Source organism: Gramella sp. Hel_I_59, assembly GCF_006714895.1.
Taxonomy (GTDB): Bacteria; Bacteroidota; Bacteroidia; order Flavobacteriales; family Flavobacteriaceae; genus Christiangramia.
Window position 1 is genome coordinate 1,305,634 of the sequence record NZ_VFME01000001.1, and the last position, 26,357, is coordinate 1,331,990.

At 39.2% G+C, this 26,357-nt stretch carries 16 protein-coding genes; 11 read left to right on the plus strand and 5 right to left on the minus strand.

The window, feature by feature from the left end; translation table 11 throughout:
- Position 1 precedes the first annotated feature (1 nt).
- Entirely contained in the window at positions 2 to 2,569 is a 2,568-nt protein-coding gene (locus JM79_RS06035) for a membrane or secreted protein (protein ID WP_141877281.1), read from the plus strand.
- A 74-nt stretch (positions 2,570 to 2,643) separates the two neighbouring features.
- Here JM79_RS06035 and JM79_RS06040 read toward each other — a convergent pair whose 3' ends face one another.
- The 5 genes from JM79_RS06040 to JM79_RS06060 all read right to left on the minus strand — a co-directional run bounded on the left by JM79_RS06040 (position 2,644) and on the right by JM79_RS06060 (position 12,822).
- Positions 2,644 to 5,199: an adenosylcobalamin-dependent ribonucleoside-diphosphate reductase gene (locus tag JM79_RS06040; protein ID WP_141877282.1), complete on the minus strand. Its 2,556-nt coding sequence runs from the start codon at positions 5,197 to 5,199 to the stop codon at positions 2,644 to 2,646.
- A 363-nt stretch (positions 5,200 to 5,562) separates the two neighbouring features.
- The gene (locus tag JM79_RS06045) at positions 5,563 to 7,017 is read right to left on the minus strand and encodes an alpha-amylase (protein WP_141877283.1); all 1,455 of its coding nucleotides are present in this window, start codon (positions 7,015 to 7,017) and stop codon (positions 5,563 to 5,565) included.
- Positions 7,018 to 7,081: 64 nt separating this feature from the next.
- Positions 7,082 to 8,239 (minus strand): SusE domain-containing protein, encoded by a 1,158-nt coding sequence (locus JM79_RS06050; RefSeq protein WP_141877284.1) that lies wholly within the window; start codon positions 8,237 to 8,239, stop codon positions 7,082 to 7,084.
- Positions 8,240 to 8,257: 18 nt separating this feature from the next.
- Entirely contained in the window at positions 8,258 to 9,868 is a 1,611-nt protein-coding gene (locus tag JM79_RS06055; RefSeq protein WP_141877285.1) for a RagB/SusD family nutrient uptake outer membrane protein, read from the minus strand.
- Positions 9,869 to 9,894: 26 nt separating this feature from the next.
- Positions 9,895 to 12,822: a SusC/RagA family TonB-linked outer membrane protein gene (locus JM79_RS06060; RefSeq protein ID WP_141877286.1), complete on the minus strand. Its 2,928-nt coding sequence runs from the start codon at positions 12,820 to 12,822 to the stop codon at positions 9,895 to 9,897.
- A 222-nt stretch (positions 12,823 to 13,044) separates the two neighbouring features.
- Here JM79_RS06060 and JM79_RS06065 point away from each other — a divergent pair, with 222 nt between their 5' ends.
- From JM79_RS06065 to JM79_RS06110, 10 genes are all read left to right on the plus strand, one after another.
- The gene (locus tag JM79_RS06065; protein WP_141877287.1) at positions 13,045 to 14,073 is read left to right on the plus strand and encodes a LacI family DNA-binding transcriptional regulator; all 1,029 of its coding nucleotides are present in this window, start codon (positions 13,045 to 13,047) and stop codon (positions 14,071 to 14,073) included.
- Positions 14,074 to 14,202: 129 nt separating this feature from the next.
- Positions 14,203 to 15,636: an MFS transporter gene (locus JM79_RS06070; protein ID WP_141877288.1), complete on the plus strand. Its 1,434-nt coding sequence runs from the start codon at positions 14,203 to 14,205 to the stop codon at positions 15,634 to 15,636.
- Positions 15,623 to 16,303, plus strand: coding sequence for a beta-phosphoglucomutase (pgmB, locus tag JM79_RS06075; RefSeq protein WP_141877289.1), 681 nt, complete (start codon positions 15,623 to 15,625; stop codon positions 16,301 to 16,303). The genes JM79_RS06070 and pgmB overlap by 14 nt, the downstream gene beginning before the upstream one ends.
- Positions 16,303 to 18,609, plus strand: a complete 2,307-nt coding sequence (locus tag JM79_RS06080; RefSeq protein ID WP_141877290.1) for a glycoside hydrolase family 65 protein — start codon at positions 16,303 to 16,305, stop codon at positions 18,607 to 18,609. The genes pgmB and JM79_RS06080 overlap by 1 nt, the downstream gene beginning before the upstream one ends.
- 47 nt (positions 18,610 to 18,656) lie before the next feature.
- The gene (locus tag JM79_RS06085; RefSeq protein WP_141877291.1) at positions 18,657 to 20,525 is read left to right on the plus strand and encodes a glycoside hydrolase family 13 protein; all 1,869 of its coding nucleotides are present in this window, start codon (positions 18,657 to 18,659) and stop codon (positions 20,523 to 20,525) included.
- Between the two features lie 5 nt (positions 20,526 to 20,530).
- Positions 20,531 to 21,976 carry an alpha-amylase family glycosyl hydrolase gene (locus JM79_RS06090; RefSeq protein WP_141877292.1) on the plus strand — a complete coding sequence of 482 codons (1,446 nt, stop codon included), beginning with the start codon at positions 20,531 to 20,533 and terminating at the stop codon, positions 21,974 to 21,976.
- 125 nt (positions 21,977 to 22,101) lie between these two features.
- A complete protein-coding gene (pfkA, locus tag JM79_RS06095) occupies positions 22,102 to 23,088 on the plus strand; it encodes a 6-phosphofructokinase (RefSeq protein ID WP_141877293.1) in 987 nt (328 codons plus the stop codon).
- A gap of 16 nt (positions 23,089 to 23,104) precedes the next feature.
- On the plus strand, positions 23,105 to 24,103 hold the full coding sequence (gene gap / locus JM79_RS06100) for a type I glyceraldehyde-3-phosphate dehydrogenase (protein ID WP_141877294.1): 999 nt from the start codon (positions 23,105 to 23,107) through the stop codon (positions 24,101 to 24,103).
- A 78-nt stretch (positions 24,104 to 24,181) separates the two neighbouring features.
- A complete protein-coding gene (locus JM79_RS06105; protein WP_141877295.1) occupies positions 24,182 to 25,039 on the plus strand; it encodes a BadF/BadG/BcrA/BcrD ATPase family protein in 858 nt (285 codons plus the stop codon).
- 140 nt (positions 25,040 to 25,179) lie between these two features.
- On the plus strand, positions 25,180 to 26,322 hold the full coding sequence (locus JM79_RS06110; RefSeq protein WP_141877296.1) for a HAMP domain-containing sensor histidine kinase: 1,143 nt from the start codon (positions 25,180 to 25,182) through the stop codon (positions 26,320 to 26,322).
- Positions 26,323 to 26,357: the final 35 nt, after the last annotated feature.

Here is a 26,357-nt window from a genome sequence, read left to right on the forward strand (position 1 = left end):
AATGACTCGAATTTTCAAATCGATCACTGTTCTTATTGTACTTCTTTTAAATATAAATAAAGCTTATTCTCAGGTTACTACAGTTGTAGATGAGAATGGGATAATTCGCTGGGAGCCTTCGGGAGAGGAAGTAAAAGGTTTTGGAGTCAATTATTCGGCACCATTCGCACATGCTTACCGTTCTGCTGAAAAACTTGGGCTTGATATCAAAGCTGAAATTGATAAAGATCTCTATCATTTTTCCCGGCTCAATTTCGATTTGTATCGTCTTCACGTCTGGGATACCGAAATTAGCGATGCAGAAGGGAATTTACTTGAAAATAAACACTTGGATGCGTTCGATTATTTGCTGAGTGAACTTAAGAAACGTAAGATCAATTTTGTGATCACTCCAATCGCATATTGGGGAAATGGCTGGCCGGAACCAGATGAGGAGACTCCAGGATTTTCCAATAAGTATGGCAAGGAAGGAAGTTTGACCAATCCAAAAGCGATCGCTGCCCAGCAAAACTATCTTACACAATTTATGAATCACGTGAATCCATATACAGGAATTGCGTATAAAAATGATCCGAATCTTATCGCTGTAGAAATTAGCAATGAACCACATCATCGCGGCACTCCTAAGGAGGTTAAAGAATTCATTAATAAACTCGCGAAGGCTATTCGGGATTCCGGTTCTAAGAAACCTGTCTTTTATAATGTCACCCATAGCGTCCACCTTGCAGACACTTATTTTGAATCTGATATTCAGGGTGGTACTTTTCAATGGTATCCAACCGGACTTGGTTTTAAGAAGGAAATCCCGGGGAATTTACTTCCCAATGTGAACGATTATAATATTCCGTTCAACAATGCTATCGAAAATAATAACGCCGCTAAACTGGTGTATGAGTTCGATGCTGCCGATGTTAATAAATCATATATCTATCCCGCAATGGCACGCAGTTTTCGAGAAGCGGGAATTCAGATTGGGACGCATTTTGCCTATGATCCATCTTTTCTGGCCTATGCGAATACGGAATATAATACTCATTACATGAATCTCAATTATACTCCGCATAAGGCTTTAGGTCATATGATCGCCGGGGAGATATTCCATCATACCAAATTAGGCGAAGAGCAGGGAACCTATCCCGACAACTTGAAATTTGGAGATTTTCTTATTCAGTATGAGGATGATCTAGCTGTCTATAATTCTGCGGAAAAGTTTATTTACACGAATTCTAATTCTGAAAAGCCTGAAGCTATTTCAGAATTGAGAGAAATCGCAGGTCACGGTAGTTCTGAAGTGATCGAATTTGAAGGAAAAGGAGCTTATTTTCTGGATAAATTAGACGAAGGAGTCTGGCGTCTGGAAGTAATGCCCGATCCTTTTCTTATTCAGGATCCCTTCGGAAATAATAGTCTCGATAAAACGCTTGCCGTGATCAAGTATAATTTAAACGAGATGAAAATAGATCTTCCCGGGCTTGCTGGAAATTTTGAGTTCAAACAGATAAATATTCCAGAATCTAAAGATCAGAAGGCTAAAGGTGGCGCAATTTCAGTTTCACCCGGCACTTATATTCTTACTGCGGCAGGCAGGGATTTTGAAATTGAAAATTATAAAGGAGACTTTCGCTTGAAACTCGACAACTTTGTGGCGGTGGAAGAGTCGGTTGACCGTACCTATGTCCTGCATGAAGCCACTAATGCTGCGGAAGCGAATCAGAGCCTTTCTATCGATGCAGAGATCGTTTCAAATGAGGAGGTCACGAAAGCTGAGATATGGTTTCAGAACGGGAATATCTACGAAGCAGTACAAATGAACGCAGAAAATCAATACGATTATTCCGCAGAAGTACCGCAAAATCTGCTTATACCAGGAATATTTACTTACCGTATCATCCTGGAAACTGCTGAAGAAAAGCTGACATTTCCTGGTAAGGTTTCGGGTAGTCCGGAGAATTGGGATTTCTATTCTGAAGATGTTTATGCTACTCGTATTTATGATAAAAGTTCTTTTATCTCGCTTTTCGACGCTTCTATGGATGCAGATATGGTGGTTCATTCTTGGAGACCTGGCAATAAAATTGTTCCCCTAAATTCTATTGAAGACGAATTTCAGGTAAGACTGGATGAATTATTTTCAGAAGATATAGAGAATAAAAACGCAACTCCAATTTACAATTACTCTTTTCGATTTAATTTTAAGAAGAAAATAGGAGCAAGGCTTCCTGGAGATCAGAAGGAACTTATCATCAAGGCACGTAATCTTAAATCGGGTACCGAGAAACTTCAGGTTGCTTTATTAATGGAAAACGGTTCGGCTTTCGGAAAAGTAATCGAATTGGGTCAGGATCTAAAAGAGATAAGGATCAAACTTGATGAACTTGAGCCAGTAAGAACGGTCACTTTACCACGTCCTTATCCTGGTTTTCTACCCTATTATTTTGAGCATCAGAATCCGCAAGATTTTGATTTGCAAATGATAGAAGCAATTCAATTTTCTATCGGTCCCGGGATCGAGCGTGAAAATCTTCAGAAGTCACATGAAATTGGTATTGTAAATGTTAAACTTCAGTAGTAGGAATATTTAAACAAAAAAAGGTCTCGTTCTCACGAGACCTTTTTTTCAGTTTAACACTTACAACAATTAAATTATCCACATTTAGAAGAGCCACAATCTTTACAGGTGAGGCAACCTTCCTGGTAAATAAGGTTTGAAGAATTACAGTTATTACATTTCTCCTTCTTGGCAACTGTTCCATCAGCAATAAAGCGCTTAAGAGCTCTTACTACTCCGTTTTTCCAGGTGTTAATGGATTCGTTATCCAGTTGAAGACTGTTGATTAAATCTACCACTTTATCGATAGACATTCCGTGACGTAACGTGCTGGAGATCAATTTCGCGTAATTCCAGAATTCTGGATTGAATTTATGTGAAAGTCCTTCGATCGTAGTTTTGTAACCACGCTTGTTCTCATATTGGAAATCGTAACGAGAAGATCCATCTTCATTTCTAGCTTTGATGATATAACCTTCAGTCACCCAGCGAGGGATAAGAATACCTTCTTCATCATCTGCAAACCCGGTAAATATCTCATAAGGTCTGTCATCTACAAGTCCGATAAATGCGATCCATTTATCCTTGTTGTTCTGGAATCGAACCACATCTGCAGTAAGCACATCTGGTCTTTTTAGAGGGAAAGATCCGGAAGTCTGTTCTTCGTCTTCCTCTTTTTTCTCATCATTAGAGATTAAAACACCAGATCTTGAACCATCACGATATACAGTAACACCTTTACAACCAGCTTCCCATGCTTCCAGATACAGTTTTCCAACCAGTTCCTCGGTCGCGTCGTTTGGAAGGTTAATGGTCACACTAATAGAGTGATCGATCCATTTTTGTACAGCTCCCTGCATTCTCACTTTGCTAAGCCAGTCTACATCATTAGACGTTGCCTGGTAGTAAGGTGAAAGTTTAACCAGTTTGTCAAGTTCTTCGTTCGAGTAATTCTTATCGGTATCATAACCTTTGGCGCTCATCCACTGCTTAAAACGATGGTGGAAAACCACATATTCTTCCCATGAATCTCCAACTTCATCAACAAAATCTACGCGAGCTTCCTTGTCATTTGGATTTACTTTTCTTCTTCTTTTGTAAACCGGTAGGAAAACAGGTTCAATTCCAGAAGTGGTTTGCGTCATAAGACTGGTCGTTCCGGTTGGAGCGATCGTTAATAGCGCGATATTTCTACGACCGTGCTCAAGCATGTCGTAATACAACTTTTCATCAGCTTCTTTTAATCGAAGAATGAATGGGTTGTTTTTCTCTCTTTCTGAATCAAAAATCCCAAAAGCACCTCTTTCTTTCGCAGTTTCAACGGAAGCTCTATAAGCTTCAACAGCAATATTCTTATGAATGTCTACAGAGAAATCGATTCCTTCCTTGCTACCATATTTAATACCTAAACCGGCAAGCATATCACCTTCCGCAGTAATGCCTATTCCAGTTCTTCTACCTTCGTGTGCTTTTTTACGGATATTAAGCCATAGATTTTTTTCTACTGCTTTCACTTCTGCATTTTCTGGATCTGCATCGATCTTACCAATGATATTGTCGATCTTTTCCAGTTCAAGATCAATGATATCATCCATAATTCTTTGTGCAGCAGAAATATGTTTTTTGAATAGCTCGTAGTTGAAATGCGCTTTGTCTGTAAATGGCTCTTCTACATAAGAGAATAGGTTGATCGCAAGCAAACGGCAGGAATCATAAGGACAAAGTGGGATCTCTCCACAAGGATTGGTAGAAACCGTTTTATAACCAAGATCTGCATAGCAATCTGGTACAGACTCGTTGATTACTGTATCCCAGAATAGAATTCCAGGTTCAGCCGATTTCCATGCATTATGTACGATCTTTTTCCAGAGTTTATCTGCCTCGATCTCTTTTGAAACCTTTGGCTCTGCGGAAAAGATTGGATATTTCTGAGTATAATTAGTAATGTTCTTAACCGCCTTCATGAACTGATCATCAATCCTTACCGAAACATTGGCACCTGTAACTTTGCCCTGTTCCATTTTGGCATCGATAAAATCTTCAGAATCTGGATGATTTACTGAAACCGAAAGCATCAAAGCTCCACGACGTCCATCCTGTGCAACTTCTCTTGTAGAATTGGAGTAACGCTCCATAAAAGGAACGATCCCGGTAGAGGTAAGCGCTGAGTTCTTTACAGCCGATCCTTTAGGACGTATATGAGAAAGGTCATGACCTACACCACCACGTCTTTTCATTAACTGCACCTGCTCCTGGTCAATCTTCATGATCCCACCATAAGAATCTGAATTCCCATCATTTCCTATCACGAAACAGTTAGATAATGAACCAACCTGGTAAGGATTCCCAATTCCAGCCATAGGACTTCCCTGTGGAACGATATATTTAAAATCCTTGATAAGATCGAAAACTTCGTCCTCGGTCATAGGATTTGGATACTTTTTTTCAACTCTTGCGATTTCGCTGGCGATACGTCTGTGCATATCGTTTGGAGTGAGTTCATAAATATTCCCGTCAGAATCTTTAAGGGCGTATTTATTTACCCAAACTCTGGCGGCAAGATCATCGCCTTTGAAGTATTTTAGTGAAGCTTCGAAGGCCTGTTCCTGAGTATAAGTCTTTGGAACAACTGGATTTTCCTGTACAGGCATAAAAATGAGATTTTTAGGTTAGAAATGCTCTAATCGGCTGGTATAAAACTAGGCATTATTTCCGGACAATTAACAAAGCGTTTGGAAAAAGTTTTCAAACAAAAACAATTAAATAGCTGACTATCAGCTAACTAAATATTTACTAACAATAAAAAGTTGACAAATAATGAAAACATTTACTTTACGGTTTGGAAGTTCTATACTATTGAGATTCAGTAGTAGAAATAGGGGATGAGGCTTAAAATTAGGCTGAATTAAATGCTTTTCGTAGCGTATTCCAGATAAAAAATGAAAAAAAGAGGCCTCACAAATTTGTGAGGCCTTCTTTGAATTAACACCTATGAAAATTCAAAATAAAAATCTTTATTCTGTAATAGACCAAATCGAATATCCATTTGCAGGAGCCTCGATGGTCACCGCTCCATTTTCATCGGAGGTAGGGAAATATGTTGAATTCGAACTATAATCCTGTAGCGTAACATTACTCCAGTTCGAACTTACTGTTCTTCTTTTTGTACCATTATTGATGCTAATATAAAGAATTAATCCAGGATTAGTACCTGATCCATTTCTTTTCATCACATATTCATCCTGGTCTGCATAAAGTAACTCCGTGTCACCAGTAGCAAGACTGTTATGAATCAAAATTAGCGTCTTTAATTCATCTTTAAATTCTTCATTCTCATAATCTGAATAGAAGATCGTAGGATAGCCTGGGTGAGTTAAGATATATGCATAAGCCTTCATTTTATTGGAGCTCATGATATAATTATCCTCGTTAGAATCTTTTTCAGTATCATGATTCGCTGTGAAGGTTACTGCATCTTCAGGATTTGTTTTCCAAAGCATATCACTTTCTAGAATGCTAAGGTTTTCAAATCTGTCCAGACTTTCTTCGAGTTTATAAAAAGTAGAGAAATCAAATGCAGGTGATCCTGAAGCTTCGATCCAGTCACGAAGTACGTCTGGATTTCCGTCGAAATTTTCTCCTACAGAGAATCCTCCAACAGCCTCATTCCATTCTTTTACTACCCATGGTTCGAAACCTTTTACATAATCAAAACGCCAGCCATCAAATCCCATTACGTTCTTGTAATATTTAGCTACTGAATTCTCATCCTTCCATAACCAGTCCTGAACTCTTTCTCTATGGTGGTCAAGGTTGGTCTCTTCATAAAAAAGACTTCCCGGATCATACTGGCTTACACTATTTGGATAAAAATCCTCGTAAGTTCTATTGAACATCCCTGAAGCATTTCCATTCGCTTCATCAAATAAAGTATAAGTATCGTAATCCCGGTAAGGATTGTATTGCAAACCTCCACCAGAATTATGATTCAGTACAATATCTGCGATCACTTCTATATCATTGCTATGAGCTGTAGCGATTAGATTTTCAAGTTCGGTTCTTGAACCAAATCTTGTTTCCACGGTTCCATGCTGATCATAATCACCAAAATCAAAATAATCTGATACATCGTAACCCATAGAATAACCACCAGACTGTCCTTTAGCGGGAGATGGTATCCAGATTCTATCTACACCAGCTGCAGACCATTCCGGTACTTTTTCGGAAAGATTGTCCCACCAGGCAAATCTTGGTTCAACATCCCAGTAGAATGCCTGCATCATAACCCGGTTGCCATTGTCCAAAGATGCCAGGTCCAAAGCCTGAGGTTCAGATGTAGCAGGGGTTTCCGGAGTACCAGTGATATCATCTGTCTCATCCACGATGTCATCTGAATCATCACCGGAGCACGACCCCATAAAGAGTGCACCACCAAGCAGCAGACTGCATAAAAATTTATTAGTATTCATAATTAGTTCAGTTTAAAGAAAAAAAAGGGGCTAATTAAATTAGCCCCGATATAAAATAGTATGATTATTCTCCTGCAGGAATAAGAATATATCTTGCAGTTAGGTCATTAAACCAGATATCATAAACTCCTGCAGTAACAGGGATATTTGGATCATTTGCATTAGCACCCTGACCGCTGATTGGTGTACTTGCACCCCAGCTTACATCCCATGCGTTGTTTGCTCTGAACTTAAGTTCACCGTCAAACAATTCCACATCGTTCATGTACCAGATGTGAGAATCGAAATCTGACTGGGTCATATCCATATCATCATTCCAACCTTCATCTGTACCTGTAGTAGCAGTACCAATAATTCCTACCATATCGTACATCGTTGCTGCGGAAACATCCATAGCTTCGAAAGTATAGGTCATATCTTCAGTGTTCAATGAAAGTGTGTAGTATGCGTCATCTTCTACTGAAATTGCTGCTGGATCATCACTATCACCTGCATTTACTCCTAAAGTTCCATCTGTACCACCCCATTGCGGTTGCCATGCTCCTAGAGTTTCAAGTAATTTGAAACCTTCTACACCATCACCACCAGCAAATCTACCTGAGAAGTTGAACATGTTATCATTTTCAGGATTTCTGAAAAGTGGCATGTTGTTGTTGTCATTAGACCAACCAGCGGCAGTCGCGTCACCTACTAAGAATAGATTCATCTTTGAAGGATTCTCTTCCTCTTCAATAATAGCTTCAGGAAGTACAACTCTTAAAGACATCACTTCGGAAGTAGCGTTCAGGCCGTTACTTCCGTCAGTTCCTGCATAAGCACGAACTCTGAAGTAGATATCTCCTGCATTTGGCATTTCGGTTTCAGGGTCGTTATCCAAACCTGCTTCCGTAGCCAAAGACATTAACTGGCTAACTGTAACTCCAAGATTGTTTTCTCCTGTAGTTCCAATAATATTGAAAGAAGAGAAATCCGCATCAGATGAACCCTGGAGTTCATAAGTAACAGTGGTTGGAGCATCAAAATCAACTTCACTCCATACAAATCGCTCAGCGATATTATTTGCAGTTTCTGAAGTTAGAGTGTAGGACTCTGCAGTTGCACTCATAAACATGATCCCATCGGCATCAGGTTGAGCTGTAAAAACCACATCATCATCATGTTCACAGGATGTAAATCCTACGAATGCGATCATTATTAATAAGAAAATTGAAAACTTTTTCATTGTTGTAATAGTATTTTGTTAGTATCCTGGATTTTGTGTCAAATTCGTGTTCACTCCTAGATCTGAAGCTGGTATTGGCATCAGGTCTCTGAAAGATTGTGTAGTAGTTCCCTGTGGAACGCCACCTTTAAATGGCCATACGCCACCATCAGAAAATTGTCCAAATCTTATAAGATCTGTTCTTCTGTGAGCTTCCCAGTAAAGTTCTCTAGCTCTTTCTTCCAATAGAAAGTTTAGTGTTAGATCTGAAGATGAGATATTGTTGCTATCATCGTTAAAAGCTCTTTCTCTCAACTCATTGATGTAATCTACAGCAGTAGATTCACTTCCACCACCACCTCTAACTACGGCTTCAGCATACATAAGGTAAGCATCAGCAAGACGGAACATTGGGAAATCTGTATCTGGAAAATCTCCTGTTGGATCTGATCCTGCGTTTCCATTTACATCTACGTTCTTGTATTTTGCGACAGCATAACCATCAGTGAAATTTGAGATATTATTGATCTCTTTAGACTGACCGTCTGTATAGAAAATAGCTCTTTCATCAGCTACTGTTTCAATATCATCGTCCTCATTTTCAAGGAAATCATTGATAAGAGCAGAAGTGGTTCTTAGACCGGCCCATCCACCATTAATTCCGAAGTTATCTGGATCCATAGATCCTCCCACTGCGGCATGAATGATAAAGGTCATTCCACCATATGCCTGAGTATTGATCCCATCAAAAGTAATCGGGAAAATGATCTCGCTCTGGGCTCCGTTCATGTTATTATCTGCAAGGAACAATTTCTGGTAGTCATCAACTAAAGAAAATCCTGAGTTGATCACCTTTTCAGTATAAGTGATCACATCTGAAGATCTATCAGATCCAGTATACTTCTCTGAATTCTGGTAAAGTTTTGCAAGTAACATCCAGGCTGCTGCTTGATCTGCACGTCCATATTCATTAGCACCGGCAGCGGTTAATTCACTCTCGATTGCTAGAAGTTCACTTTCAATATAAGTGAAAAGCTCTGCTGAATTGGTTTGCTCCGGAAGGAATGCTCCAACAGGATCCTGCTCTGTAACGAAAGGAGGATTACCGTAAAGGTCAAGTGCATGCCAGTAGCTTAATGCTCTCAGGAATCTTGCTTCTGCACGATATACCTGGATATCTGCCTGTGTTGCAGCGTCCACACCACGACCTTCGATTACTGAAGTTTCAGTTTGTCTAAGGAATTCGTTAGACTGTGCGATCTGGTACATAATTCTGGAATACATCGTACGAATAAATTCGTTTCCTGATGTCCAGTTCTGGTTATGTAGATCTTTGATCGTTCCATCATTCCATCCAATTACCGCTTCATCTGTAGTAAGCTCCTGCACCATCCAGTACAATCGCATGTACTGTGAGAATCCTTCATCCAACCCAGAAAGATCGGCATCACCGGCAGGACCATCCTGACCACTAATTGCAAAACCTGCATATAGCTTAGCCAAAAACTGTTTGTAAGCTGCGGGATCTTCAAAAGCTGAAGCCGCAGTTTCCCGGTTATCTTCAGGAGTAAGTTCCAGATCACTTTCGCATGACCATAGAACCGCCATTCCGAAGAGAATAAGGAAAGTAGATTTTAATTTATTAAACATAGTTCTAGTAATTTTTCTATTATTCATTAAAAAGCAAAATTCAGTCCAAGTACGAATCTTCTTGATCTTGGGTAGAAGTTATTATCAATTCCACCAAAAACTTCAGGATCAAGCCCGTCGTAATCTGTGATCGTAAGTACATTTGTCGCCGTTAAAGAAGCTCTGAAATCAACTTTTTCTCCCGGGATTGTGTATCCAATGCTTACGTTATCAAGTTTTACGAAATCTGCTGCCTGCAGGTAGTAATCTGAGAAGAACTGACTGTTTACAAAACCTGATTCCAATACATTCGAATTGAAGTTCGAGTAGTAATTTTCAGGAGTGTTTGTTCCAGCTTCTACGAAACCATTTGCAGATTGCGTGTTGTTATAAATATAGTTTCCAAAACTTCCTCTAAAAGTAAAGCTGAAGTCAAAGTCTTTATAATTCATGGTGTTAGTTAGACCCATATAATAATCTGGAGTCGCCTTTTTGTACGGCTGCTTATCTGCTTCTGTGATCTGGTTGTCACCATTCACATCTACATAAGCACCTTCAATAGGCTGACCGGCATCATTATAAACCTGTCTGAAAACAAAGAAAGTAGATGGGTCATAACCTTCTTTCCAAAGTTGGATATTGTTCCCAGTACCACCACTAATTCCTCCCTGTGGGATAAAGAAGTTAGCATCATCACCTAAAGAAAGTTCTGTGATCTCTAATTCCTGGAAGGAAATGTTATAACCTAAAGTCCAGTTAAAATCTTCAGACCTGGCAATATCACCACTTATTCCAATCTCGATACCTTTACTCACAGTCGTACCAACATTCGTTAATAATTGATCTGAAAGGTTAGCACCTGCTGGTACCGGTACGGTTGCAATAAGATCTTCAGTCTCCCTGTAATATGCGTCTACAGAACCACTCAACCTATTATCAAATAAACCAAAGTCAATACCTGCGTTATAGTTGATAAGGCTTTCCCACTTAAGGTCCTCATCATACTCTTCAGGTCTTATGGTACTTACGAATTCATTTCCAAACTGGTAACTGGCACCACCCTGACTAGGTGTGTATAGACCTAAATATCCATAATTTCTATCGATCTCATAGTTTCCAGTTTCACCGTAACCACCACGAAGTTTTAATTCATTAAGCACTCTTGAACCTTCAAGAAATTCTTCATTGTGAATTTTCCAACCAATAGAGGCTGCAGGGAAATATCCCCAACGATTGTCTGGAGAAACTCTTGAAGAACCATCGGCACGAATACTACCAGAGATCAGGTATCTGTTATTAATGTCAAAACTAGCTCTCGCGAAGTAAGACTCTAAAGAGTTCCTGTTAATATCTCTTGGAAGTGCTCTAATTTGATCCTGCTCAGTTCCAAAAACATTACTTGTAGAATAAAACTCCTGGTAAGAATGACCTGCTGTTACATCCACATCTGTTTCAAAGAAACCAAGTTCAGTCTTATAGTTCAAATAAGTATCAAGAAGAAGGTTACGGTTTATATTACTATAATCTTCGAATTGATCGATGTTAGAAGTGTTCGACGCTGCAAATACCGGAGTGAATTTATCACCATCAGCTTCAGCGTAATCAAAACCAGCACTTACAACTGCTTTAAGACCCGTTAAGAAAGGAACTTTATATTCAGCATTAAGGTTCGTAATAGAACGTCTGGTTTGGTTTCTGTCTGTATTTTGCTCCAGAAGAGCGATCGGGTTTCTGGTCGCAAGATTTTGTTGCGTGATCTCACCTCCTGAAAGTCTGTTGAATTCAAAGAATCCGCCAAATGGAAGGGTGTCATCATAAATAGGTTGTGTAGGATCGAATGCTACTGCAGATCCAATGGCACCACCATTTGAGAACTTGTTCTTATCCAGAGAGTTCTTGGAAGTAAGAGTCAGTTTTAATGAATTGTCAAAAAGGTCCTGGTTCAAAGAGATATTAAAAGCATTACGCTCGTAATAATCTTTTCTGATAACTCCGGTTTCAGCAGTATGGTTAAAGTTCAAACGATAGTAGAAATTCCCGATACCCTGTGTAGCTGTAAAGTTATGAATAGCTCCAACTGAAGTTTCGTAGATCTCATCCTGCCAGTCTGTATTTGCATTTCCTAATAATGAAGGATCTGTACCCGGAGTATTATTGATCAGGTTTCTAAATTCATCTGCATTTAAAACGTCTACTTTATCTATGACATTTCCAATGGAAGTTTTTAGATCATACGTAAACTGAAATGGAGAATCCTTTTTACCTTTTTTCGTGGTAATAAGAATTACCCCGTTCGAAGCTCTGGAACCATAAATAGAAGTTGCCGCAGCATCTTTTAATATAGTGAAATCTTCGATCTCATTTGGGTTAATAGAGTTAAGCGCGTTTCTTGAACCGGCAACTCCACGTTGATCTAATGGTACACCATCTACTACGATCAAAGGATCGTTAGAAGCCGATAGTGAAGAACCACCACGTATTCTAATTGTTCCTCCCTGTCCTGGAGCTCCACCACCCGGGGTGATCTGTACTCCGGCAGATTTACCGGCGATCAGCTGTTCCGGGGCAACAACGGCACCCTGGTTAAAAGTTTCCGAAGAAATCTTCTCAACGGCTCCGGTCGCATCCTGCTCAGAGGTTGCTCCATAACCAATAAGAACGACTTCGTCCAGCGTAGCAGAGTCCTCATCAAGAGTGATGTCTATAGTAGACTGACCCTCGAAAGGAATTTGTTGTGTTACGAATCCTAAAAAGGAGAAAACAAGTATATCTTCATTAGATACATTAGATATGGTATAATTACCATCAAAATCGGTCGTTGTACCATTGCTGGTACCCTGAACGATTACGTTCACACCTGGAACCGGAAGGCCTGTGGCAGTCTCTGTCACATTTCCGCTAACGGTGTTTTGTGCAAAAAAGCTCATTGGTAGCATGAACAGCAAAAACAATGTGCTTTTAATTAAAGTCCTCATAAATTTTTTATTGATTTTTGATAAAAATTAACCTTATACTTTTACTTCCTGAGGTTAAATGTATGTAAATTCAAACCCAATATTTGGCGAAACCTTACTATAACTGGAACGAAAACGTTTTCGTGTTGAAAACTTTTTCTTCTTAAGAGATTCACAATCAAATAATGCTAATTTTGCGAGATCTAAAATATATCTTGCCTAAATCACGAATATCCGAAAAGAATGAAGCCGAAATTAACCCTGAAGAAAATTGCGAAAGAGCTTGATGTATCTATCTCCACCGTTTCAAAAGCACTTCGAGACAGCTCAGAGATTGGTGAAGAAACACGTGCCAAGATCAAGGCTTTTGCTAAACACTACAATTATAAGCCTAATAACATTGCTTTAAGTCTCAAGAATCGGAAAACCAAGACAATAGGGATTATTATTCCCGAAATTGTACATCATTTCTTTACGACAGTTATTAGTGGAGTGGAAAAAGTAGCCAACGAAATGGGATATAACGTTTTGGTATGCCTTTCAGATAATTCATTCGATAAAGAGGTTCTGAATATGGAAATGCTGGCGAATGGTAGTACTGATGGATTTATTCTATCACTTGCCAAAGAAACCATGCAAAAAGGAGATTATCATCACCTTGCGGAAGTAATCAACCAGGGAATGCCCTGTGTGCTATTTGACCGTGTTGCTGAGGATATTTCCTGTGATAAAGTGATCATTGATGATGTTACCGGAGGAAAAAAAGCTGTTCAACACCTTATAGATATAGGCTGCAGGAAGATCGCTCTTATTTCTACCGTGGATTATGTAAGTGTGGGTAAACTACGTACGCATGGTTATAAGCAGGCTTTAGCTGAAAATGGTATAAGTATAAATGAAGATCTTATTCTGAAGATCGAGGAAATGGAGGACAGTGAAAAGGAAATTGAAGCCTTTCTGAAGGAACGCGATGTGGATGGAGTTTTCGCTGTAAATGAACATTTTGCCATTTCTGCTGTTAAATCCATTCAGGATCAGGGGAAAAAGGTGCCAGATGATGTATCTGTAATTGGTTTTACAGATGGCGAATTATCAAAAAGATTTATTCCGAGTTTGACGACGGTAAGTCAGCATGGGATGAGAATGGGCGAGGAGTCTGCCCGTCTTTTGATAGAGAAACTTGAGCGCACACCTAGCGAAGATGACTATTACAAGACTATTATTGTAGAGACCGGTCTGGTGGTAAGAGATTCAACAAAATCGAGGAAATAGCTATTGCGTTTTAAAAAAACTATATATTTGCCGTAGTTGAAATTTTATCAGAACTTATATTTTTACTTCCTATCTTTTATAAGTTTTGATAAGTCTTAGTGCTTATCGTAGAACAATCAAAATCACGATATGCAAAAACCCCGTTTAAAGTTTTGGGATATCTGGAACATGAGTTTCGGATTTCTGGGTATACAATTTGGTTTCGCGCTTCAAGGCTCGACCATGTCCCGTATATTCGAAACATTAGGTGCTGAAAAGGACAACATTCCATTATTATGGATCGCTGCTCCACTGGCAGGCCTTATCGTGCAACCAATTATTGGTTATTTAAGCGATAATACCTGGCATAAGAGTTTAGGTAGAAGAAGACCATTTTTCCTCCTTGGAGCCATACTTAGCTCCATTGCTCTCTTGCTAATGCCATACTCTTCTGCAGTATGGATGGCAGCAGGGTTGTTACTTGTGCTAGATGCCTCCATTAATATATCCATGGAACCATTCCGTGCCCTGGTAGCAGATAAGTTACCAGATTCACAAAGAAGTTATGGATTCGTAATTCAGACATTAATCATAGGAATTGGAACCTGGGTGGCCAGTAACCTCCCAAAATTTATGAATAACGTGCTTAATATTAGTAATGAAGCCGCTCCGGGAGTAGTTCCAGAGTCGGTTCGAGTTGCTTTTATCGTAGGAGCTGTTGTATTCATTGGGTCTATTCTGGTGACCATTTTCACTACCAAAGAATACACGCCAGAAGAAATGCAAAAATTCGAGGATGGTGATGAACCTGAGAAAGATCAGGGTATGATCAAAACCATTCTGGGAACCTATGCTTTAATGCCTAAGATCATGAAAAAACTGGGCGTAGTTCAGTTTTTCTCCTGGTTTGCATTTTTTGCCATGTGGACTTTAGCAAACCCAGCACTTACCAGTCATATTTATAATGCACCGAAACCTCAGATAGAAGAATTCGCCCAGCTGGATAGTGAAGGAGAACTTCAGTATGACGCAGACAGGGTGATTTTATTTCAGGATGACCAGGCGAGACTGGAATATTCAGCACAGGATAAGAGCTACAATGAAGCCAGTGATGATGTAGGATCCAAAATGGGAATCTACGGACTATCATCCATGGCCTTTGCGTTGCTATTAACCTTCTATACTTCAAGATTTGCGATCAATCGTAAACTCGTACATATGGGGAGTTTGATTCTTGGAGGCGCCGGATTTTTACTGATGTACTTTATTCCCGGCGACCCAGAAATGTTATATGTATGTTTTGTACTCATTGGTTTTGCCTGGGGAAGTATACTTTCCATGCCTTATGCAATGCTGTCAAGTTCGGTAGCATCATCAAAAATGGGCTTAATGATGGGTGTTTTTAATATGTTCATCGTGATTCCACAAATTATCGCAGCACTTGGAGGTGTTGTTTTTCTACAAAAACTTATTGGAGAAGAATCGATCCATGCAATGACCGTGGCAGGTGTATTCCTCTTATTCGCGGCATTTTCAAACTTATTAATTACAGATAGAAAAGCTATTAAATATGACCCAGCATAAAAAGGATACCAAAGCTGCCGTGATTTTTGATCTCGACGGAGTGATCGTCGATACGGCAAAATTTCATTTTCAAGCCTGGAAAAAACTGGCTAATGATCTTGGTTTTGATTTTACTCAAGAGCAAAACGAGCAATTAAAAGGAGTGAGCAGGGTAGAATCATTGAAAAAGATCCTTCAATGGGGAAATATGGAACTTTCTGAAGAAGAATTTAATAGACAGATGGCATTGAAAAATGAAAATTATCTGGGCTATGTTGAAAAAATGGATGAATCTGAAATCCTTCCGGGAGTTAGAAAAATCCTTGACTATTTAAAGCAGAATAATATTCCATTCGCTTTAGGTTCTGCCAGCAAGAATGCGCGCCGAATTTTAAAGCAGATCAATTTATATGAAGAATTTGATGCGATCGTAGATGGAACAGATGTTTCAAAAGCGAAGCCAGATCCGGAAGTTTTCCTGATCGCCGCCGTAAAACTTGGTGCGCAAGCGCATGATTGTGTGGTATTTGAAGATGCTCTGGCCGGAGTTCAGGCTGCCAATGCAGGAAATATGACTAGTATCGGTATTGGGTCTGCCAGTGTTCTAGGTGAAGCAGACCATGTCTTTAATGACTTTACCGAGATCGAGATAGAATTTATAGAAAAATTATTGAGAAACGAGAAGTAATGAATCAGGATTATATAAAACCGGACGAGTGGTCCATCATTGAAGAAGAATTTGACGCAGGTAGAGTGAAATCCTCAGAAAGCCTTTTCAGTATTGGAAATGGAGCCATGGGGCAGCGTGCAAATTTTGAAGAACAGTATTCCGGACCAAGTTTCCAGGGAAGTTATATTGGAGGGGTTTATTATCCCGATAAAACCAAAGTAGGCTGGTGGAAAAATGGTTATCCCGAGTATTTTGCGAAAGTATTGAATGCTCCTAACTGGATTGGAATCAATGTTTTCGTAAACGAAGAACCACTGGATCTGTTCAATTGTAAATCGGTTAAAAACTTTCGCCGTGAATTAAATATGAAAGAGGGTACGCTTTCCAGAAGTTTTGAAGCCGAGCTTCCAAACGGAATTGAAGTGGAAGTAAAAGCTTTGCGTTTCGTTTCTATTGTTGAAGACGAGCTTGGAGCGATAAAATTTGAAGTAACTCCGTTAAATCAGGATGCTGAGATCAGGTTCGATCCTTATCTTGATGGGAGCATTACTAATACTGATGCAAACTGGGAAGAACGATTCTGGGAAACTCTGGATGTAAAGGAAGATTCTCGGCGTGCCTATATCGTAAGTAAAACACTGAAAACTGGTTTCCATGTAGGCACCTTTATGCAGTCTGAAATTTTGCTGAATAATGAAAAAGTTACTACTGAAGCAACTTCTTCAGTTGGAGAAGATCGCATCTCATTTGCTTATAAAGTAAAGACCGCAAAACAGGAAACGGCTGCTATTATTAAGTATGCTGGTTATGTTTCAGATATGAACCATAAGAAAGAGCAACTGATCCAGGCGGCAGGCAAAGTTCTTGACTCGGCGACTTCAAAAGGATTTGAATCTTTAAAGAATGATCAGAAAGAAGCATGGGCTTCGATCTGGGAAATGGCAGATATTACAATTTCCGGCGATGTAAAAGCTCAGCAGGGAATCCGTTTCAATATTTTTCAGCTTAATCAAACTTATTTAGGAGAAGACGAACGCCTGAATATTGGACCTAAAGGATTCACGGGTGAGAAGTATGGAGGTAGCACCTATTGGGATACAGAAGCTTATTGTATTCCTTTTTATATGGCGACCAAAGATCAAAAAGTAGCACGAAAGCTACTTACGTATCGCTATAATCACCTTCAGAAAGCCAAAGAGAATGCAGGAAAATTAGGCTTTTCGAATGGTGCCGCGCTTTACCCAATGGTAACTATGAACGGTGAGGAATCCCACAATGAGTGGGAGATCACATTCGAGGAAATTCATAGAAACGGTTCTATGATCTTTGCGATTTATAATTATGTGCGTTACACCGGCGACTTCAGCTATATTCCTGAAAAAGGACTGGAAGTAATGATCGCCGTAGCCAGGTTCTGGCACCAAAGATCAAACTTCAGTAAGGATAAGAATAAATACGTCATCCTTGGAGTGACCGGTCCTAATGAATACGAGAACAACGTAAACAATAACTGGTACACTAACTATCTTGCTAAATGGTGTATCGAATACTGTCTTGAAACTATCAATAAAGTGAAAGATGGTCATCAGGAAGATTACGCGAGAGTGATGGGTCTAACAGATCTAAACGATGGTGAATTAGCCAAATGGAGAGAAGTTGCTGAAGAAATGTACTTCCCGTATTCTGAAGAAGATAACGTGTATCTGCAACAGGATGGTTTTCTTGATAAAGAGATCATCCCGGTAAAAGATCTGGAGAAAAAACATAGACCAATTAACCAGAAATGGAGCTGGGATAGGATTCTTCGTTCCTGTTATATTAAACAGGCAGATGTGCTGCAGGGATTTTATTTCTTTGAAGATCATTTCAGCAAGGAGCAACTAGAAAAGCATTTCGATTATTATGAGCCGCTAACGGTTCATGAGTCTTCACTATCTCCTTGTGTCCACAGCATTCAAGCTGCGGTTCTGGGAAGAATGGAACAGGCTTATGAGTTTTATGTGAGAACTTCGAGATTGGATCTTGATGATTATAATAAGGAAGTAGAAGAAGGATGTCACATTACCAGTATGGCTGGAACCTGGATGAGTATTGTAGAAGGTTTTGGAGGTATGCGTGTGGAAAATGACCAGTTGTCATTTAAACCACAAATCCCTGAAAACTGGAATGCATATTCTTTTAAAGTAAACTTTAGAGACCGCATTGTCAAGGTTTCAGTTTCTTCCAAGGGAACCGAGTTCTCTCTGGAAGGATCTGAATCGCTGGATATCCAGGTAAATAATAAGGAGCTTACTTTAGTTCCTAACGAACAAATTACGGCTTAGTAATAATGGCTCTCTTTTCAGGAAGGGAGCCTTTTTTTTTAAATAATATGAGAAAAATTTTAATGCTTTGTGGTCTGTTTATCGGGCTACAGGCTTTTGCGCAAATCGAGCGCGTGGAACCACCTAACTGGTGGACAGGTTTTGAACAGGATAGTTTGCAGTTAATGCTCTACGGAAGCAATATTGGTTCTGCGGAAGTATCTTCAAATTACCAGGGAGTTGAAGTGCTGGGAACAGAAAAAGCAGATAGCCCGAATTATTTATTCGTAAATCTTGTAATTACTGAAGCAGCCAGGCCCGGTAACATGAAACTGAATTTCAAATTCGAAGACGGTTCTTCTGAAGTCATTGATTACGAATTAAAAAAACGTGAGCAGGCTGCTGAAGATTTTGTGGGATTTGACAATTCTGATGCAATCTACCTGATCACCCCAGACCGTTTTGCTAATGGTGATTATAGTAACGATATAGACGAAAGTCTTAATGAGAAAACTATTGATCTCGAGGATGATTACGCCCGTCATGGTGGTGACATTCGTGGAATTATAGATCATCTTGATTATATAGATGAAATGGGATTTACTGCTATCTGGTCTTCTCCATTATTGATCAATGACATGGAGTCCGGCTCTTATCACGGTTATGCAATGACCGACTTCTATAAAGTAGATCCTCGTTTTGGAACTCTGGAAGAATACAAGGAACTGGCACAAAAGGCAGACGAAAGAGGTATCAAATTGATTATGGATATGGTGGCAAATCATAGTGGCGTTGAGCATTGGTGGATGGATGATCTTCCATTTAATGACTGGATCAACTACCAGGAAAAATTTCTAAATAATGAAGAGTTGATTTATTCTAATCACCGTAGAACTGCTAACCAGGATCTATATGCTTCCGAAGCAGATAAAAAGGTGATGAGCAATGGTTGGTTCGTGGAAACAATGCCAGATCTAAATCAAAAAAATCCTTTTCTGGCGAAATACATTATTCAGAATAATATCTGGTGGGTGGAAACTTTGAAGCTGGGAGGCATCAGGCAGGACACTTATCCTTATCCAGATATGGAATTTATGAGTGATTGGGCCGGAGCGATCATGAAGGAATACCCGAACTTCAACATTGTTGGAGAAGAATGGTCTAATAACCCACTACTTATTCGTTACTGGCAGGATGGTATTGAAAATGGATATGATTCTAACCTGAAATCTACGATGGATTTTGCCATGCAAACCAATATCGTAAAAGGACTGAACGAGGAATCTGGCTGGGACACAGGATTGCAACGTTTATATGACGGACTGGCGAACGATTTCGCCTATGCCTCACCTGAAAATATTATGATCTTTCCAGACAATCATGATATGAGCAGGATCTATACTCAGCTTAATGAAGATGTGGAAAATACGAAGATGGCGCTTAGTTATATTTTGAGCCTTCCGCGTATTGCCCAGATTTACTACGGAACTGAAATTCTTATGAATGATACTGCAAAACCAGGTGATCATGGTCTTATTAGAACCGATTTTCCAGGTGGCTGGAAAGATAGCGATAGGAACGCATTTACCGGCAAAGGACTTTCCGAAGAAGAAAAAGACATGCAGAATTTCCTTAAAACGGTACTGAATTACAGAAAGTCCAGTAAAGCCATCCAGGAAGGAAATCTGGTGCATTTTACTCCACAAAATAAAATCTACTTGCTCTCAAGAACTTCTGGAGATGAGACGATCGTGCTAATTCTTAACAAAAATGAAGAATCTGTAGATCTTGATCTTTCCAGGTTTGCTGAACTTGAACTTGAGGGAAAGCAGTTTCAAAATCTTATAACCAACGAAAAAATGACCTGGGGTAAAAGCCTGGAACTTCCATCTCGTGGAGCATATTTTTTCACTACAAAAATGAATAATTCAAAATAATACATATGAAGAAGATAACCTTTATACTGGCACTTATGATCCTTTTTGTTTCTTGTAAGAACGAAACAAATCAGCCAGAGAATGCAGAGAATGAAACTGAAAAAGACTCACTGGCGCCAGTGAATGACGATATGCTTGAGTCGGCTATAATTTATGAAGCCAATATCAGGCAGTATTCTCCAGAAGGTACATTTGATGCCTTTACCCAGGATATTCCGCAGCTTAAAGAACTGGGAGTAAAAGTGATCTGGTTAATGCCAATGTATCCTATTTCCATGAAGAAAAGGAAAGCGACCGGAGATAAATCGATTGAGGATATTGAAGATCCGGAAGAGCGTAAAAAGTATCTGGGAAGCTATTATGCAATTTCAGATTACAAGGCGGTAAATCCAGATTTTGGAACCATGGAGGATTTTGATGAACTGGTTCAAACTGCCCATGAAAATGATATGTACGTTATTCTTGACTGGGTGGCGAATCATACCGGCTGGGATCATGCATGGATTGAAGAACATCCTGAATATTATACCAAGAATGACAAAGGTGAGATCACAGATCCTATTAACGATGCAACCGGAGAGCCTTGGGGCTGGACAGATGTTGCCGATCTAAATTTCGATAATGAAGGCCTAAGAGAAGCGATGAAAAAAGACATGCTTTTCTGGATCGAGGAACACGATATCGATGGTTACCGTGCAGACGCTGCACACTCGGTTCCTACAGATTTCTGGGAGGATATCGCTGCTGAATTGCGTGAAGTAAAGCCGGTTTTTATGCTGGCTGAAGCAGAAAGTCCTAAAGAATTATTCCACAATGCTTTTGAAATGGGATACAACTGGGAAGGACACCATATCATGAATAGCATTGCGCAGGGAGATAAAACTGCCAAAGACTGGGATAATTATATGCAAAAAGTGGATTCTACATTTCAGGAGGATGATTACCTGATGAATTTTGTAACCAATCACGATGAGAATTCATGGGCTGGAACCGTAGAGGAAAGAATGGGAGATGCTTCGGAAGCGATGCTTGCCATGACCTATACATTACCGGGAATGCCTTTGATCTATAGCGGACAGGAATATGATATGAACAAAAGACTGGAGTTTTTTGTAAAAGATACTATTCCGAAGAAAAAAGGAAAAGTATATCCACTACTTGAAAAACTTGGTAATTTAAAAACTTCCAGTGTGGCACTGCATGGAGGGAAGTCGGCTGCCTCTTATAACGATGTTGCAACATCTGCAGATGAAAAGGTTCTGGCGTTCAAAAGAGAGAAGAATGGAGAAACTCTTTATTATATAGCAAATATGACTGCGGAACCTGTAGAATTTTCAGCAGAAATAGAAGGTGATTTTACAGATTATATGAGCGATTCTGAAATGAAACTTACCAAAGATCAACAGATGAATTTTAAAGGCTGGGAATACCGAATTTTGATAAATAAGTAATTAAACTGCCAATAAATTGAAAAAAGCCACATTAATGTGGCTTTTTTTATTAGTTATCAACCGAAAACGTTTTAGTTTTTTCCGAAATTAGGTAATTGGTTTGAAAGAAGTTAGCTTTGAGGATAATGGTTGAAAAAATTAGAAACATCGCTGTTCTAACTTCCGGAGGAGATGCTCCGGGAATGAATGCTGCTATAAGAGCAGTTGTTCGTGCCTGTTCATATCATGATCTTGAATGTACAGGAATCTTTCGTGGATATCAGGGGCTTATCGAAGCAGATTTTGAGCCACTAGATGCACGTTCAGTTAGAAATATAATCAATAGAGGAGGGACTTTTCTGAAGTCTACCCGTTCCAAAGAATTTCAGACTAAAGAAGGTCGTAAAAAAGCTTACGAAAATCTTAAAGCAAACAATGTAGATGCACTTATAGTAATTGGTGGAGATGGTACTTTTACCGGCGGACAACTATTTAGTAAAGAATTTGGTTTTCCGGTAGTGGGAATTCCTGCGACCATCGATAATGATATTAATGGAACCGACTTTACCCTGGGTTACGATACTGCTTTGAATACAGTCGTTGAGGCGATCGATAAGATTCGTGATACGGCAAGTTCCCATAACAGGTTGTTCCTGGTAGAAGTGATGGGACGTGACGCTGGTGATATCGCTTTAAATAGTGGTATTGGTGCTGGTGCTGAAGAAATCTTGATCCCTGAGGAAAATCTTGGTGTGGAAAGACTACTGGATTCACTAAGAAAGAGTAAAAAGACTGGTAAAACTTCCAGTATCATCGTGGTTGCGGAAGGGGATAAGAGCGGGAAGAATATTTTCGAACTCGCCTCATTTATAGAAGAGAATCTCGATGAATACGAAGTAAGAGTTTCTGTATTAGGTCATATACAGCGTGGAGGTTCTCCAAGTTGTTTTGATCGTGTTCTGGCTAGTAAGTTAGGAGTTGGAGCAGTAGAAGCTTTGATGAACGGAGAAACCGAGATCATGGTAGGAATTCACCACCAGAAAGTCGTTAATGTAGATTTACTAACGGCTATCAAAGGTGAAGCAAAAATAGATAAAGAATTACGAAGGGTGGCAGACATCACTTCGGTATAATTAAAAACCAAAGGAAATGAGTACTAAAATTGGAATTAATGGATTTGGTCGTATTGGAAGAATTGCTTTCAGAATTGCGGCGCAAAGCGAAAAAGTAGAAGTTGTAGCTATCAACGATCTTCTTGATGTAGATCATTTGGCATATTTACTGAAGTATGATTCGGTTCACGGAAAATACGCAGGTTCTGTTGAAGTTAAAGACGGAAGTCTTATCGTTGACGGAAACAAAATTAGAGTTACTTCAGAAAAGAACCCGGCAGACCTTAAATGGGGTGATGCAGGAGTTGATGTAGTAATGGATTGTACTGGAATTTTTACAGATCTTGACAACGCACAGGCTCACCTTGATGCTGGTGCTAGAAAGGTTGTAATTTCAGCTCCTTCTAAAACTGCTCCAATGTTCGTAATGGGAGTAAACCACCAGGACGTTAAGGCAGATCAGAATATCGTATCTAATGCTTCCTGTACTACTAACTGTCTTGCACCACTTGCAAAAGTGATCGATGATGAGTTTGGTCTTGTAGAAGGATTAATGACTACTGTTCACGCAACTACATCTACTCAATTTACTGTAGATTCTCCATCTAAGAAAAACTTCAGACTTGGAAGAAGCGCAATGGCGAATATCATCCCAAGTTCAACTGGAGCTGCAGTAGCAGTAACGAAAGTAATTCCTTCTCTTAAAGGAAAACTTACTGGTATGGCATTTAGAGTTCCAACTACAGATGTTTCTGTAGTGGATCTTACTGTTAAGACTGAAAAGTCTACTAGTTACGAGGAGATCAAGGCTGCTTTCAAAAAGGCTGCTGAAGGAGATTACAAAGGTGTAATTTCTTATACTGAAGAAGAAGTAGTAAGCCAGGATTACGTTTCAGATCCACATACCTGTAATTTTGATGCTGGTGCTGGTATCGAACTTAACGACAAGTTCTTTAAGCTAATCGCATGGTACGATAACGAGTATGGATATTCTTCCAAGCTTGTGGATCTTGCAGCTCACGTAGCTTCACTATAATTCATTCTGAATAAAAATAAATAGCAGTTCGGTCTTACAGCTGAACTGCTTTCTTTTCAATTTAATCCATCTCAGAACATGATATTGATTGCCGATGGCGGGTCCACAAAATGTGACTGGATCTTACTGAACAATGAGGGTGAGCAGATTTTTAAAACCAGAAGTAAAGGTTTGAATCCTGCTGTTTTTAAGGAAGCCGTTCTTGAAGAACGCCTTGCTGAAAATCCTGAACTTGCTGAAGTAAGAGATACGATCGAAAAAGTACATTTTTATGGTGCCGGTTGCGGTACACCAACTCCTACTGAACTTCTTAGAAGCATTATCGCGAACTATTTTACGAATGCAGATGAGGTAAAAGTGATGGAGGATACGGTAGCAGCTGTTTATGCTGCGACCACCGAGCCTGGTATCGTGTGTATTCTTGGTACGGGATCCAATAGCTGTTATTTTGATGGTGAAAATATCACTCAGGCAGTTGCTTCTCTCGGTTATATTCTAATGGATGAAGCCAGTGGTAATTACTTCGGAAAAAGACTGATCCGAGATTATTACTACAAAAGAATGCCTCCTGAAATTGCTGAAAAATTTGAGCAAAAGTTCGATCTCAATTCAGATACCATTAAGATGAACCTTTATCGTAAGGATAATCCTAATACGTATCTCGCACATTTCGCAGAATTTATTTTTACGAATGAGCGTAATGGCTACTTTTATAAGTTGCTCCACGAAGGTCTTTCAGATTTTGTTCATTCTAGAGTGATGAGCTATCCACAGGTGACATCTGTTCCTGTTCATTTTATAGGATCTATCGCATATTTCAGTCAGGATATAATTAAGGCAGTTTTGCAACCATACGGGATAGAAGTTGGAAATATCGTTAGAAGACCAATTGATGCATTAATTGAATATTACCGTCAAAATGTGATTGGTAAATAGTACAACTCATTTTCTTATTTAATAAAAGCCTGCCTCGAGCAGGCTTTTATTTAACGTTTTTCATATGAAAATTGGGATAATCCGTTCAGAATTAAGTTTTTACTTAATATTGTCTTAATTTAGCTTTCAAAACGTTAAAAATGACCGCCGCATCTCAATTAATTACAGATAAGAGCTCAGAGATCATGGATTTATGGGCTTCAAGGGTTAAAAAAAATATCCCGGCTGCTAATGAATCCAGTGAACTAGCGTTAAGAAATCAACTAACCAATGTTCTGGAGGATTTAGCAGACATCATGGACAGGTATGATGGTAAAAGCGATGTCGATGAATATGAGAGTTATCAGGAAATAATTGAAAATAGTCTAGAGCATGGTCGTCACCGTGCTACGTCTTCACATTATACTATAAAACAGATTCTTGAGGAGTATATAATTTTCCATCGTGTACTCACAGAATTACTTATTGAAAAGGATGTATACACGAAAGAGGTCGGGATTGTTTTAAAGTACAGCATCGAAACAGCTATGTTTAACTCTGCAACTTCCTTTAGTGATTCTATACAGGAAATGCGAGAAAAATTGATAGGTACTCTGGCTCATGATATTAGGAATCCAATATCATCCGCTTATTTTGCTTTAGATATTATTCGTCATAATGATGATAAAGACCGGTTGGATAATCTGAAAAAGATGGGATTGCGTAGTCTGAATAAAGCAGTAGAGCTTTTAGAGGGCTTACTTGATGCAATCGCTGTTAAGGCTGGGGAAGGAATCAGTATGAATTTCGAAGAAATTGACATACTGAAAGAAATTCGTTGGGTTTATAATGAAGCTGAGGAAATCTATACTAATGATTTTGTATTCGATAGTTCGGTAGATGAAATAAAAGGAGTTTTTGATGGAACTGCTATTCGCCGAGTGATAGAAAATTTGGTTACGAATGCAGTGAAATATGGTTCTCGTGATACTCCTATAACCATAAGGATTGAAGAAGATCAGGATGATGTTCTCATTGAAGTTCAAAATTTTGGTAATCCTATCGCAAAACAAGATCAGAATGATATTTTCAAATTTTTGAACAGAGGACACGAGAATCAAAATTCTACGCTGGATAGTTGGGGAATGGGTCTTACGTTAGTAAAAACAGTCGCCCAGGCTCATGGAGGAAAAGTAGACGTAGTAAGTAATGAAAAAGAAGGAACTACATTTTCGATCCACCTTAAAAAACAGGCAAACAAACCTGGAAAAATTCGTACCGAATTAAATTATTCTAAAAATTAATTTGCTTTCATTTTAAAGTGTAATTTCCGGAAAAA

Bases quoted from the DNA above. Each gene is read 5' to 3' on its own strand.
- JM79_RS06035 (WP_141877281.1), top strand. From the start codon at position 2: ATGACTCGAATTTTCAAATCGATCACTGTTCTTATTGTACTTCTTTTA.
- JM79_RS06040 (WP_141877282.1), bottom strand. From the start codon at position 5,199: ATGCCTGTACAGGAAAATCCAGTTGTTCCAAAGACTTATACTCAGGAA.
- JM79_RS06045 (WP_141877283.1), bottom strand. From the start codon at position 7,017: ATGAATACTAATAAATTTTTATGCAGTCTGCTGCTTGGTGGTGCACTC.
- JM79_RS06050 (WP_141877284.1), bottom strand. From the start codon at position 8,239: ATGAAAAAGTTTTCAATTTTCTTATTAATAATGATCGCATTCGTAGGA.
- JM79_RS06055 (WP_141877285.1), bottom strand. From the start codon at position 9,868: ATGTTTAATAAATTAAAATCTACTTTCCTTATTCTCTTCGGAATGGCG.
- JM79_RS06060 (WP_141877286.1), bottom strand. From the start codon at position 12,822: ATGAGGACTTTAATTAAAAGCACATTGTTTTTGCTGTTCATGCTACCA.
- JM79_RS06065 (WP_141877287.1), top strand. From the start codon at position 13,045: ATGAAGCCGAAATTAACCCTGAAGAAAATTGCGAAAGAGCTTGATGTA.
- JM79_RS06070 (WP_141877288.1), top strand. From the start codon at position 14,203: ATGCAAAAACCCCGTTTAAAGTTTTGGGATATCTGGAACATGAGTTTC.
- pgmB (WP_141877289.1), top strand. From the start codon at position 15,623: ATGACCCAGCATAAAAAGGATACCAAAGCTGCCGTGATTTTTGATCTC.
- JM79_RS06080 (WP_141877290.1), top strand. From the start codon at position 16,303: ATGAATCAGGATTATATAAAACCGGACGAGTGGTCCATCATTGAAGAA.
- JM79_RS06085 (WP_141877291.1), top strand. From the start codon at position 18,657: ATGAGAAAAATTTTAATGCTTTGTGGTCTGTTTATCGGGCTACAGGCT.
- JM79_RS06090 (WP_141877292.1), top strand. From the start codon at position 20,531: ATGAAGAAGATAACCTTTATACTGGCACTTATGATCCTTTTTGTTTCT.
- pfkA (WP_141877293.1), top strand. From the start codon at position 22,102: ATGGTTGAAAAAATTAGAAACATCGCTGTTCTAACTTCCGGAGGAGAT.
- gap (WP_141877294.1), top strand. From the start codon at position 23,105: ATGAGTACTAAAATTGGAATTAATGGATTTGGTCGTATTGGAAGAATT.
- JM79_RS06105 (WP_141877295.1), top strand. From the start codon at position 24,182: ATGATATTGATTGCCGATGGCGGGTCCACAAAATGTGACTGGATCTTA.
- JM79_RS06110 (WP_141877296.1), top strand. From the start codon at position 25,180: ATGACCGCCGCATCTCAATTAATTACAGATAAGAGCTCAGAGATCATG.